The organism is Pantoea sp. 1.19 (assembly GCF_001922585.1).
Lineage (GTDB): Bacteria > Pseudomonadota > Gammaproteobacteria > Enterobacterales > Enterobacteriaceae > 1-19.
Window position 1 is genome coordinate 1 of record NZ_MRBS01000002.1, and the last position, 12,649, is coordinate 12,649.

The window sequence follows — 12,649 nt, forward strand, 5'->3', positions numbered from 1 at the left end:
TCACCGCCGCGTCGGTGTTGACGGTCCCCGCGCCGCTCAGCGCGTTGCCCAACGTCTGCGCCGCCTGCAGGTTCAGCGTCCCGCCGTCCGCCACGTCCACCGCCGCCGCGCCCAGCGCGCCCGCACCGCTCAGGGTCAGGCTCGCCCCCTTACCGACCGCCGCGCTGCCCGACAGGCCCGCGTTGGCCTGCGACAGCAGCAGTTCGCCGCCCGTCAGCACCAGCCGCCCGTCGCCGGTCAGGCCGCCGGCCGCCGTCGAACTGCCGCCGTCCGTCAGCGTCAGCGCGCCGCCGCCGATATCCACCGTGCCGCCATTGGCCAGCGCGCCGCTGGTCAGCGCGCCGTTCTCGCCGAGGGTCACCGCGCCGTTGTTGGTCAGCGCCCCCAGCGTCTGGGTCCGGCCGCTGAGGTTAAACGCCGCGCCCGCCGCCGTGGTCAGCTGCGCGGTGCTCCCCAGCGCGCTGTCGCTGCCCGCCACCACCGTGCCATCGGTAATCTGCGTCAAACCGGTGTAGTTGTTATTCTGTGCACTCAGTGTCAGTGTCCCGCTACCCGCGCTAAGATTAAGATTACCGCTGCCGGTAATTTGAGCACTGAAATCTTTTTGCGCATTTTGCGTATCTAATGCCAGCGTTTGGTTAGCGGCCAGCGCCAGTTTAATGAGCTGTGCGGTGATGGTCAGTCCACTGTCAGGACCGGCCAGAGAATAATTATAAGTTCCCTCAGCTACTTCATTACCATTCTGGTTAATTGCTGTCTGCGAACCACTCCCCAACGACTCTCCCTGGCCATTTTGCAATGTTAACAGCGCCAGACTCTGCGCGCTCAGCGTGTTGCTACTATTAATTACTTTACGCGTTTGAACCTTAGCCTGATCCAGCACATTGCCGTTCAGGAGGGCATCAGGCGTAATACGGATAGCACTTTGCTGAATAATAGAAAGTGTGTCAGTGATGATATTACCGGTAGTAAAGGCGGTTGTTCCGCCGCTTAAAGTGAGATTACCCAGCGTCTGGTCGTCTGTTCCGACGTTAATTACGCTGCCGCTGGCGTTATTCAACGTTGCACCCGTTAAGGCCGTGCTGTTTACGCCCGACAGTTCAAAACGGGTATTAGTCAGATTTACATCACCGGAAAAGGCGTTGCCCGTATTACTACCAAAGCTAAATGGCTGATTGGCTCCATTAATATTCAACGTCCCCGAACCGGTTAAAACATTATTGAAAGTCGCCATTCCGTTCAGGTTCATAATACCGGTAAGGGCAAAACTGCTGCTACGGGCAATCTGCTCTTCCTGTGAGGTAGTCAGGGATCCCCCCGCATTGATCTGCCATTTACCACTAAAAGCATTAGTACCCACGCTTGCGAGCGTAACATTCGCGCCACTATTTACAACGATGTTGCCATCGCCGGCCGTAACGTTGCCGAGACTGGCGCTAAAACTGCCGTTGTAATCACTACCAAACTGTAACTGACTGCCGCCATCAAGTAATAGCGTGCCTGTGGTAATATTATTCTCAGACACCAGCGTCAGATCGCTATTATCGATCAGATTCACTGTCGAAAATCCGCGAAGTGCTGTTTCCGCCTGAAGTTGACTTTGCGAGCGATTCAGCGATAGCGTATTGTTGCCGCTACCGGCATCAAGAGTACCGAGATAGGTATTATTTCCTTTTAAATCATTTAGCGTGAACGTATCATTACCCGATCCGGTAGTGATAGATGCAAGCCGCGCACCGTTATTAATCGTAACGTTGTTATCCCCATTACCAAAAGCAATGACGCCAAGGCTCTGCGATCCCTCGCCCAATAATAGGGTGTTATTGCCGTTGCCAGCCGTCAGCGTACCATCCAGAATGCCATTATTCGTGATGATATTCTCTACATCTCCGGTAAAGACCACGTTGCCTTTAACCGTTCCCTGATTAACTAAGGTTTTAGCCGCATTGCCGGAAAAATTTATCGCCGTTGCCCCCATCGCATCCAGCGCCACCTGACTGCCAATAGTGGTGGTGTTGCTGCTGCCATCGGCGACACTGAGCGCCGTGCCGTCGCTGCTATTGACTTTAATAGCCAGCCCAGGGCGTGTTAAATCTACGCCGCCCCCGCTTGTTGCTACGCCAACTCCAGCGCCGTTAACATTAATTTGTAACGCCTGGCTGTCCAGATTGGCGATCCCGGTGTTCGTGGTGGCAATGCCCGTACCGGTTCCGCCCACATTCAGGGTGTTACTACCGTTACTACTGCTGAGAAAACGTATTCCCTCAAGCTTACTCAGACCTACGCGATCGCTGAAATTTAAGACTACGTTGCTGAGTGCAACTTTTACCGCATCCGCTTTTGCCAGCAGCTCTCCGCTGCCATTAAGGTTGACGGTAAGATCATTGAGACTGTGCGTGGCAGTGTTATTGGGATTGCTCAGGGTTATCCCGGTTGCTGTGCCAGAGGTGTTTATCGTACCACCGGTCAAATTCAATACTACGTTATCCGAGGTGGTGTTACCGGCGGTAATGCCTGTGCCAGACGACGCATTGATCGTTCCGGCACGCGAGTCCGCCTTGCCCTGACGCATATCCACATTCATACTATTTGCAGATGCAGAGCTAAGCGTGATGCCGGAGGTGGTGGTGTCCAGTGTTCCGGTATTTTTAATAATAACTTCACCGGTACCATCATGAACAATGTTCATACCGGTCGCTGCGCTGATGTCGGTCGCCGAACGAATATAAATCCCACTATTATTGGGATTCGTTGTTATCTTGTCTGATGTATCTTTAAGATACTGGCTTTTTAACACATTAATACCAATACCTGTCACATTAAAAGATGACCCTCCCGCAAGGTTAAATATCACATCACCCGGATTATATTGACCATTATTTACGATACTTTGTGAGTATAGCGCCCCGCCAACCGCGTAGTTTTGCCCACCCAGATTGGTAACTCCATCCCCGGTAAGCTTGTCGCCATTTACCCCTGCAGTGATAATTTTTGCACCAGCACCAAATTCTTTCGTGTCTTTATTATAACTACCAATCGCTAAACCGACATTGTTTCCCGTCACGTCGCCAAGAACATTCTGCTTACTCCACAGTTTAAAACTGGCTCCGTCTTCAAAAACGTAAGAATAACCGTAGCCATTACTGCCATTATTACCATCACCGGTAGTCAGCTTAGTCCGTGAATCCAGGTTGAAACTGACATCTGAGCCGTTTTTAAATGTCAGCTGATTTTGCGCAAGATCGTTAGTTTTATTCCAGAAAACATAAGCATAGGTTCCATTATCTCCTGTACCATAAAAGTCCAGCTTACCGATGAAGTCCACTTTACTGCCGTTAACCCACTGTTTGTAGGCTACGCTATAAAAAGGATTACTGGCATTATTGTTCAGAAAATTGCCGATAGTTACTTTGCTATAAATATTTTGATTATACGTATACCCTTTTTTGTAATTAGCATCTATACCATTAAGTGTATTTCCTGAGCTGCTTGTACTATAGCTTCCATTGGCTCTCAGGTAAGCGACTCCATTATTCGCATCTGAGCCATAGCTCATCAACCCCAACGTCGAGTTAGGTATATCTTTAATATTATCAAAAATAACATTAATGTTAGATGCACTATCACCGACGCTGGTAAAAAAGTTATTAGCAATTTTTTCTGACGCGGTGGTTGTAAGAGTGGCATTTTTGATAGTAAATGTTACAGGATTATTCGCGTCACCGCCGCGAATCGCAAAACGATAGGCGCCGTTATTACCATTATTGATTCCATAATTACCCGCACCGTCGATCGTGATAGCCTGGCGTGTGCCAAAGTCAAGTTTAACGGTATAATTGTTTAATCCGCTTGCCCCCGGTACATTACTGGAGCCCGGATAAAGCGCACCGTCACGGTAATCGCCGAGATTGATATCGGCAGTCAGGGCGATATCTGTACATTCGTTATTGTTCAGGGCTGCGCCCAGCTCTTTAGCCGTCGAGACGCTGCATACGCTGGCCGCCAGCGCCTGCTGACCATAAAGCAGGCTGACAAGTACAAAGGTATTGGCCAACCTTTTCGCCTGTTTTCTTTCTGCGCGGCTCCCCTGGCCCGCACTGGAGGATTTTTGCTTACCTTTTGCTAACTCACTGGCAACAATCCACGCGCCCAGTAAAGCGTTCCAAATTACTTTGTAAACTCTGTTCATTCAACCCTGCCCCGACGATAGATACAGATAATTCTGATCAGCGGATTATAGTCACACCTTAAAATTATGCGAATATTCCTAACCCCCCAATATTTACTTATCTTGATCCATATCAATGAATTGCTGTTTTCTCTACAAAAAGCATCGTCCTACTTGTTTTCCGTGCGGTTCACCAGCTAACCAACACAGCATAACAAGTTGATTTTAATATAAAAAAAGATCATTCGTTAAGTGAATGACCGCACATCTAATCATCTTAAACAGGATAGAGTGGTGTAAGTAATGAGGAAGAATTGCGTAGAAACACTATTTCTAAACCAATCTTTTGGCGGAAAACTGGATTACAACAAAGAATTAAGTTTCCAAAAAATAATTTAAGCACGAATTAAAAAATAAATTTACACTCCCTCACGCCAACCTCTAAGAGGAACAATTAACCAAAGTAATTATGATATAAATCATAAAATAGAAGATCTCCATTCCTTAAAAAATTTACTTATGATACATGTAGTTATATTTAAATATTTTGATAAAGTATTTTTTGTCTAGGTAACGCCATCTGTAAATACCGTACTGTAGTGCGCTCGCTTTGACAAATCTGATGAACACTTCCCAGCTGGTTAAAACCAGATCTACAGCGTTAGCAACCAATAAACCGCGATGAACGAACTTAAAGGCTACAAAAAGCGCAAAATTTTTATTTAAAATATGACTTAATCCAATTTTGCGGATGAAGTAGCTGAAAACCCTTCCTCGCACCTGAAGTCGCTATCTGGTTAAACCCGCCTCAGCCCGGGTAATGCACAGAAAAATCGTGCCGATGAGATATGACGCTCATGGCGCGTAATCCCCCTCTCTTATCCGGATAACCTCAATCAGCGTGCGCTCAGGCTCTGCGACTTATTCCCCAGGCCACTTCTCCTCATAACCTAACGCTCAAAAGCGATTCGGCTGTCATTGTGACTCAAGGCCGGCTGCTGGTCGTTTTGCGGCTCCCCGCATCGCTAACGATATAAAACGTGTTTCATTATCACGAGCAGGCCGACAGCGGCGGTGTCAGCTGACACCGCCGATTCATTTGATGGCGTATTATCCGGAAAAAACGCGTTGTTTCCCGGCCTGGCTTCGTAGGAGGAGGAGTAAAGTCAACCTGTCCGGTCGGCTATTTGTGTAATCTGCGGATATCGCCGTGCGTTTAGCAGCCCAGATTCGACGTTAAGAGTGATTATCAGACCAAGAGGATAGCTTGTGCAGCGCCGGGTAGCATCGCGGTCATGAGGGGGCGTTTTTCATCATTACACTGCGCTGGATATTTACACTATCCCCCGTTACAAAAGGCGAGTCAGCGCGATCAGGGGGGCAGAATGGCGGTCGTTCTACAGGGCAGACTGAACGGTATGTAACAGATTCAAACCAGAAGCGGCAGGCATAAAAAAACCGCCCTGATGAGGCGGTATCGACATTGCTTACTGCTTGTTTTTTTCGGTAAAACCTATGGTGCCCAGAGCGGGACTTGAACCCGCACAGCCATAAGGCCGAGGGATTTTAAATCCCTTGTGTCTACCGATTTCACCATCTGGGCAAAATGTGGAGGCGCGTCCCGGAGTCGAACCGAGGTGGACGGATTTGCAATCCGCTGCATGGCCACTCTGCCAACGCGCCGTATTCCTGAAGCCGATGAGGATTCATCGTGCTAAAAACTGGAGCGGGAAACGAGACTCGAACTCGCGACCCCGACCTTGGCAAGGTCGTGCTCTACCAACTGAGCTATTCCCGCAGGGGTAAATTCACTTTCTACAGCGAACTTACTGATTTACATTATCTTCTGGCGAACCCTGCCGCCTTTCGATGCGTTGCATTCTACTGACATCGCGCAGTGAGTCAATAAAATTATCCTCACTTTTCTTCCGTTTGCTGTTTTTTAAATCGTATCGATCACGGTTCAAGCAAATCGTGGCGCGCCGCGCTTAAATATTGGAACATCGACCAGAAGGTGAGCACCGCCGCGAAATAGAGTGCCGCAATTCCAACCCCCTCCACCAGCGCATCGGGCCGCCACAGCAGCGCGACCAGCGCCAGCATTTGGGCCGTCGTTTTGACTTTACCGATCCACGATACCGCCACGCTGCTGCGCTTGCCAATTTCCGCCATCCACTCCCGCAGCGCCGAGATAATGATTTCACGCGCGATCATTGTGGCCGCCGGCAGGGTTATCCACCAGGCATGGAAGTGCTCTGCCACCAGCACCAGCGCAATCGCCACCATGACCTTGTCGGCAACGGGATCGAGGAAGGCACCAAAGCGGGTGGTTTGCTTCAGCCGGCGGGCCAGAAAGCCATCAAACCAGTCGGTGATAGCGGCAAAAACGAAAATCAGCGCACAGGCCATCGGTGCCCAGTGGAACGGCAAATAGAACGCCAGCACAAAGAACGGGATAAGAACAACCCGGAACAGGGTGAGACACGTCGGAATATTCAATCGCATAGGGTACGCTAACTGGCTGACGGAGGTGTGTTTGTACCCGTATGTTCCTATAAACCCTCAGGGGATTCAATGTTTAGTGCTTCAGGGCATAGAATATTTTTTCTGCTAACGCATGCGAAACGCCGGGGACTTTCGCGATCTCTTCGACCGTGGCGTTCATTAAGGGTTGCAGCCCCCCCATGTATTTCAACAGCATTTGCCGGCGTTTCGGACCGATGCCGGCGATGCTCTCCAGCGCGCTGGTGTTTTTCACCTTCGCTCGCTTCGCCCGGTGCCCGGCAATCGCATGATTGTGTGAATCGTCGCGAATGTGTTGGATAACGTGCAGCGCCGGCGAATCTGCCGGCAGGGCGAACCCCTCCCCTTCCGGCTCCAGGAACAGGGTTTCCAGTCCGGCTTTGCGATCGCTGCCCTTGGCAATGCCCAGCAGCAGCGGGTGCTGTTTGTCCCAGCTGACCTCCAGCCCGGCAAACACCTGCTTCGCCTGCGACAGCTGGCCTTTACCGCCATCAATCAAAATCACATCGGGCACTTTGCTCTCTTCTAACGCTTTACCATAGCGGCGGCGCAGCACCTGATTCATCGCGGCATAGTCATCGCCGGGAGTGATACCGCTGATATTGTAGCGACGATACTCCGCGCGCACCGGACCGTTACTGTCGAACACCACGCAGGAAGCGATGGTTTGCTCGCCCATCGTGTGGCTGATGTCGAAACACTCCATGCGGCGAATGGCCGGCAGGCCAAGCACCTCGGCAAGGGACTTAAGCCGCTGATGAATGGTCGATTGCTGCGAGAGCTTCGTCACCAGCGCCGTGGCGGCGTTGGTGCGCGCCAGCTTCAGATAACGGGCGCGATCGCCGCGCGGCTTGCTCTGGATTGCCACGCGGCGGCCAGCCAGCGAGGAGAGCGAATGCGCCAGCAGATCTTTTTCCGGCAGCGTGAAATCCAGCAGGATGTCAGCGGGCAGCGTGCGCGCTTCGCTGCCTTGCAAATAGAACTGGCCGACGAAGGTCTGCACGACTTCCGCCAGCTCGGTTCCCGCCGGCACCTTCGGGAAATAGCTGCGGCTGCCCAGGACTTTGCCCTGGCGTATAAACAGGACGTGCACGCAGGCCATGCCCGCGTCAAAAGCCACGCCGATCACGTCCAGATCCTCCCCCTGCCCGGAAACGAACTGTTTTTCGGTGATGCGGCGCACCGCCTGAATCTGGTCGCGCAGGCTGGCGGCCTGTTCAAAATCGAGCGCCTGGCTGGCCTGCTCCATGCGCGTCACCAGCTGACTGAGTACCTGATCGTCTTTACCGGAGAGGAACAGACGCACGTAGTCGGTCTGCTGGGCGTACTCCTCTTCAGACACCAGTCCGCTGACGCACGGGCCAAGGCAGCGGCCAATCTGGTACTGCAGACAGGGGCGCGAGCGATTGCGATAGACGCTGTTTTCACACTGGCGAATCGGAAACGTTTTTTGCAGTAGCGCCAGCGTCTCCCGCACGGCATACCCGTTCGGAAACGGACCAAAGTACTCCCCTTTGGCGTGTTTGGCACCGCGGTGCATCGCCAGACGCGGATGCGCATCCGCACTGAGAAAAATGTACGGATAGGATTTGTCATCACGCAGCAGCACGTTATAGCGCGGCTGATAGAGCTTGATGTAATTATGCTCCAGCAGCAGCGCTTCGGTTTCGGTGTGGGTGACGGTGACGTCAATGTGATGAATGGCCGCCACGAGGGCTTCCGTTTTACGGCTGGCCAGCTGGGCACGGAAATAGCTGGTCAGCCGCTTTTTCAAGTCTTTCGCTTTGCCAACGTATATCACCGTGTCGTCGGCATCATACATGCGGTATACGCCGGGCTGACTGGTGACCGTTTTCAGGAAAGTCTGAGGATCAAAAACATCATTCACTGCTAATCAGGGACTCCGCATTGAGCAGGCCATGGCGAATGGCCAGGTGCGTTAACTCGACGTCACCGCTGATGTTGAGTTTGCTGAACATGCGGTAGCGATAGCTGTTAACGGTCTTCGGGCTTAGATTCAGCTGTTCGGAAATGTCCGTCACCTTCTGGCCCCGGGTGATCATCAGCATAATCTGCAATTCCCGTTCCGACAAACAGCTGAACGGCGAATCGGCCTTTTGCGGTTCAATCTGACTCAGGGCCATCTGCTGAGCAATATCCGAGGCAATATAGCGCTGACCGGCGTTGACCGCGCGAATGGCACTGATCACCTCCTGCGGTGCGGCACCTTTACTGACGTAGCCGGCGGCACCGGCCTGCATCACCTTCGCCGGCAGCGGATTTTCCGTGTGGATGGTCAGCATGATGATTTTGACATCGGGGCTGTAGCGCAGGATTTTACGCGTCGCTTCCAGACCGCCAATGCCGGGCATGTTCATATCCATTAACACCACGTCCACCGGGTTGGCGCGGCACCATTTGACCGCCTCTTCGCCACAGCTGGCTTCCCCAGTGACCTGGATGCCTTTTATCTCTTCCAGGATGCGACGAATGCCAGCGCGCACCAGTTCATGGTCATCGACGAGAAGAACGGTAATCACAGCGACACTCTCCAATACGCGGGCAGCTAAAGTCATCTATTTTACTCTTTTTTAAGCCGCGATGGCACCGAATATTAGCCCCGTGACCACTGACAGCATCAGGCTGTCCGCGCCACGCTGCTGCAAAGCCGCAGATGTGTTAAGCTGGATGAATGATGAGTAGCGTCGCCCCGCGCGCGCTAAAGGTTTTTGGACGTTGGAGAACTTATGACGCAGAACGATTTTGTAACTAAACCGGAACCCGCCGCCCTGGCCAGTGAAATTTCCTGCCTGAAGGCGCTGGTTACGCTGATGCTTAAAAGCATCGGTCAGGCCGATGCCGGTAAAGTCATTCTGAAGATGGAGAAACAGATCGCCGAGCTGGATGATGCGCGTGAAGCGGCGGTATACAATGAAACTATCGCGCAGATTAAACAGGCTTTTCGCCGTTAGCGTCGCATTGCCGTTGCCTGAACGTTAGCCATGCGTCATTGTAGGCTTTTGACTAACGGATGCGGTAACGATGGCACTGTTGATAAAAGCCCTGCTGGGAGCCGGGATCGTAATTCTGCTCGGCGTACTGGCGAAAACGCGGCACTATGCCCTCGCCGGGCTGGTGCCGCTGTTTCCTACCTTTGCTCTGATTGCGCACGCCATTGTCGGCAGCGAGCGCGGCGTTGAAGCGCTGCGGCAAACCATCGTGTTTGGCATGTGGTCAATTATCCCCTATTTCATCTATCTGCTGTCGCTGTGGTATTTCGCGGGCAGCTTTCGCCTGAGCGTAGCCCTGTTCGCCGCCGTGGCGTGCTGGGCCGCCGCGGCCTGGGCGCTGATCGCCCTCTGGGGGCGGTATCACTGAGCGGGCTAGCGGCCGTGGGTACGCCAGTGCGTCATCACCCCAAGGCTCGGTAGCACTTCGGCCGGGGTAAAGCGCCGCGCGCCGCGGTAGCGCGACGCCAGCGCGCTCTGCATCACCGGTATTTGCACCGCAAACAGGGTCTCTTCCGATTGCAACAGCCCCGGCGTCAGCGGTGACCACACGACCTGATGTGCGTCAAACATCTGCTCCAGCATCGGCGTCGCAGCGGTGATCAGCGCCGTATTACCGTCAATTTCCGCGATCTGCAGCGCGTGCCACAGCAGCTGCATAGGCAGCTCCTGACTGACCGAGAGCTGCGCGGAGAAACGCGACAGCTCCAAGGTTTTTCCCGCCACCAGCGTGTGGCTGACGCCCTGCAGGGCCTGCGCCGGCGGTTCGCGCCACGCCATCAGCCTGGCGCAGCCGCAGATACCGTGCTCAGGATGCCAGGCAATCAGCCAGTGCACGTCGGAGCGGTCGAACCGATCATATTCCTGGCCTGGGGTATACAGCCGCTGTGGAATCGACCACCCCTCTCCGCGGGTGAAGACGCTATAGCGATAGCTGCCTAATTCAGCAATCAGCGACGATGGCATATCCTTAAATTGCGTTTGAATAATTTTTATCATAAAAAATCCTGTGCACACCTGCGTGATAATGTTCGGCAACATGTGCAACATCGGGCGCGTTGTCTGTTACCTTTGCCGGTAAAATTCGCGCCAATCCCTCCGCGCATTGCAATCTGAGACGTTAAAGCAGCCCAACGGCAGCCGCATAGCAGGCTATTTGAGTTTTATTCGGTGCATTTAAGCGTTTTTGCATATTTTTTTGATGATAATTAACAGTATGCTCAGATATCGACAAAATCAGCGATATTTCTGCTGCCGTTTTACCCTCCGCCGTCCAGAGCAATATTTCGCGTTCGCGTCGGGTCAGGGTGATATTCAGGGCGCACATCGAACTGTCGTTCAGGCGAATCAGCGTAGCCATTACCTGCTCCGCCAGATAGCGCAGCTGCTCAGGCAGGCCGTTTTGCAAGGCGAGCGGCGCCTCCTCGCCTTTTGCCACCGAAAAGATGCCGCAGGCGCGATTCGCCGCCATTACCGAACAGGAAAATCCGGCGCGCAGGCCAAATGCCCGGGCGTCCTGCCACAGAGGAGGGTTATGCTCAAACAGCGCGTCTTCCCACACCGCCTGACTGCCAGGGCGGCGTGACAGCGCGATGACCGGATCATTATCCATAAACTTCTGCTGGTGGTAATGATCGAGCCAGGCCGTGGGGGTATTGCTATAGATGAATGTTTTTGGCCGGGTAAACGGCACCGGATGCCGAATAACCAAACCGTAATAATCAAAACCCAACTCTCTGACCTGCTGAGAAAGCAAATCCGTGACCTGTTGCACACTGCTGAGCTGTTGATAGGCATGGTGCACCGATCTTTGCCAGACGAAATAATTGTCGGTGTTCATTAGATGCCTCACAGAAACATGAAGCCAGTCATGTTCTACATTGCCGCATAATAATCTTAGAAATATTCTCGGGTAGAGATATAGCCATGCCGCACCCAATCTGTCGAAGAATAGGCACATTACGCACGCAGTATGTTCTGTACAGAGAATAAGAGTTATCTTAGTTTATTTCAACGATTTTACCTCGCTGTCTTTCACAAACTCATAGAAAAATCTTAACACTTTCCTTTAAGTAAAATTTTCTTGTTGAATAAAGTTGTCTCACTTCATATTTCTGTGCCCCGCGGATGAGGCGGTGTATTGGCCATCAGTGGGATATCAGCGGCACGTCCCCCAGCTTCGCAGGCCAAAGTGAAAATGGCTGGCGTGGGCAGCGTTATAGTCAGGACCGAGCGCGTTGCCATACCAGGGGCAGGCCTGCCGGAAAGCGCGGCGCAGCCAGCGGCCAGCGGCGGAGGATTGCTGCCAGTCCGCATTAACGCCGATCGCGGGCCCACCGGCGAAGCGAAATCCGGTCACATCCCATGCATCGGCGCTGGCGTGTTCGCTACGTCGTCCCTCGGCGCGGTGATAGATATTTCGGCAGGCAAAGCTCCCCACGTGATCGATGCGCGCGAGCACGGCCCCGCCTTCCAGCGGCCGTGCGGCCTGAGTCGCCACCCAGAATGCGCTGCGCACCGCCAGCGGGCAGCTGGCAAGAAATGACGCGCTGAGCGCGACCGTTCCGAATCGCTCAACCCGCACCGCACCGCGTAGCGGACAGCGTCCGTCGCTGTCTGCCACCTGCCGGTAGCGCAGCATTCCCGCCTGCTGAAGCCGCTGCAGTATGGCGCGGCAGGACGCCGGATCGTCGGCAAGACGCGACAATTTATAGCGGGTGACCCAGGTCGGCGGATCTCCCGGCGCCAGCGGCGTGAAGGGATGCCAGCCGGGCGGCACCCTGCTGCTGAGCCAAGGGGCGGCGGCCCAACCGAGCAGCGCCAGAAGTAACAGGATGATCAGTGCTTTCATGCAGCTCCCCAGGGGATGAATAGCGGTGTTACTCACATATGTAAAAAAACAATTACCGGATGCCGTGCTGTTTACACTATCTTATGCCAGCTTACCTAC

General features: G+C 53.2%; 9 protein-coding genes and 3 tRNA genes. 2 read left to right on the forward strand and 10 right to left on the reverse strand.

Features of this window, described 5'->3' with window-relative positions; translation table 11 throughout:
- The 7 genes from BS626_RS04035 to uvrY form a co-directional block, all read right to left on the reverse strand.
- On the reverse strand, positions 1 to 4,189 hold a 4,189-nt coding region (locus tag BS626_RS04035), incomplete at its 3' end, for an autotransporter outer membrane beta-barrel domain-containing protein (RefSeq protein WP_256374841.1).
- A gap of 1,495 nt (positions 4,190 to 5,684) precedes the next feature.
- Positions 5,685 to 5,771: transfer RNA gene (locus BS626_RS04050), tRNA-Leu, on the reverse strand.
- A 6-nt stretch (positions 5,772 to 5,777) separates the two neighbouring features.
- Positions 5,778 to 5,851 (reverse strand) — tRNA-Cys (locus BS626_RS04055).
- A 39-nt stretch (positions 5,852 to 5,890) separates the two neighbouring features.
- A tRNA-Gly gene (locus BS626_RS04060) sits at positions 5,891 to 5,966 on the reverse strand.
- 158 nt (positions 5,967 to 6,124) lie between these two features.
- Positions 6,125 to 6,673, reverse strand: coding sequence for a CDP-diacylglycerol--glycerol-3-phosphate 3-phosphatidyltransferase (pgsA, locus tag BS626_RS04065; RefSeq protein ID WP_075181131.1), 549 nt, complete (start codon positions 6,671 to 6,673; stop codon positions 6,125 to 6,127).
- A 73-nt stretch (positions 6,674 to 6,746) separates the two neighbouring features.
- On the reverse strand, positions 6,747 to 8,579 hold the full coding sequence (uvrC, locus tag BS626_RS04070) for an excinuclease ABC subunit UvrC (RefSeq protein ID WP_075181132.1): 1,833 nt from the start codon (positions 8,577 to 8,579) through the stop codon (positions 6,747 to 6,749).
- On the reverse strand, positions 8,572 to 9,231 hold the full coding sequence (uvrY, locus tag BS626_RS04075; RefSeq protein ID WP_075181589.1) for a UvrY/SirA/GacA family response regulator transcription factor: 660 nt from the start codon (positions 9,229 to 9,231) through the stop codon (positions 8,572 to 8,574). The genes uvrC and uvrY overlap by 8 nt, the downstream gene beginning before the upstream one ends.
- 207 nt (positions 9,232 to 9,438) lie before the next feature.
- Here uvrY and BS626_RS04080 point away from each other — a divergent pair, with 207 nt between their 5' ends.
- Both BS626_RS04080 and BS626_RS04085 read left to right on the forward strand, forming a co-directional pair.
- Positions 9,439 to 9,663, forward strand: coding sequence for a DUF2594 family protein (locus tag BS626_RS04080; RefSeq protein WP_075181133.1), 225 nt, complete (start codon positions 9,439 to 9,441; stop codon positions 9,661 to 9,663).
- A 70-nt stretch (positions 9,664 to 9,733) separates the two neighbouring features.
- Positions 9,734 to 10,069, forward strand: coding sequence for a GlpM family protein (locus BS626_RS04085; protein WP_075181134.1), 336 nt, complete (start codon positions 9,734 to 9,736; stop codon positions 10,067 to 10,069).
- A gap of 5 nt (positions 10,070 to 10,074) precedes the next feature.
- Here the strand turns inward: BS626_RS04085 and BS626_RS04090 are convergent, their stop codons facing one another.
- From BS626_RS04090 to BS626_RS04100, 3 genes are all read right to left on the reverse strand, one after another.
- Positions 10,075 to 10,695 (reverse strand): GNAT family N-acyltransferase, encoded by a 621-nt coding sequence (locus BS626_RS04090; RefSeq protein WP_075181590.1) that lies wholly within the window; start codon positions 10,693 to 10,695, stop codon positions 10,075 to 10,077.
- 124 nt (positions 10,696 to 10,819) lie between these two features.
- Positions 10,820 to 11,659, reverse strand: a complete 840-nt coding sequence (sdiA, locus tag BS626_RS04095) for a transcriptional regulator SdiA (RefSeq protein WP_371328479.1) — start codon at positions 11,657 to 11,659, stop codon at positions 10,820 to 10,822.
- Between the two features lie 198 nt (positions 11,660 to 11,857).
- Complete coding sequence (locus BS626_RS04100; RefSeq protein WP_075181136.1) at positions 11,858 to 12,550, reverse strand: extensin family protein; 693 nt, start codon at positions 12,548 to 12,550, stop codon at positions 11,858 to 11,860.
- Positions 12,551 to 12,649: the final 99 nt, after the last annotated feature.

Excerpts from the sequence above, each read along its gene's own strand:
- BS626_RS04080 (WP_075181133.1), top strand. The coding sequence starts at position 9,439 with ATGACGCAGAACGATTTTGTAACTAAACCGGAACCCGCCGCCCTGGCC.
- BS626_RS04100 (WP_075181136.1), bottom strand. The coding sequence starts at position 12,550 with ATGAAAGCACTGATCATCCTGTTACTTCTGGCGCTGCTCGGTTGGGCC.
- BS626_RS04085 (WP_075181134.1), top strand. The coding sequence starts at position 9,734 with ATGGCACTGTTGATAAAAGCCCTGCTGGGAGCCGGGATCGTAATTCTG.
- pgsA (WP_075181131.1), bottom strand. The coding sequence starts at position 6,673 with ATGCGATTGAATATTCCGACGTGTCTCACCCTGTTCCGGGTTGTTCTT.
- sdiA (WP_371328479.1), bottom strand. The coding sequence starts at position 11,659 with ATGTGCCTATTCTTCGACAGATTGGGTGCGGCATGGCTATATCTCTAC.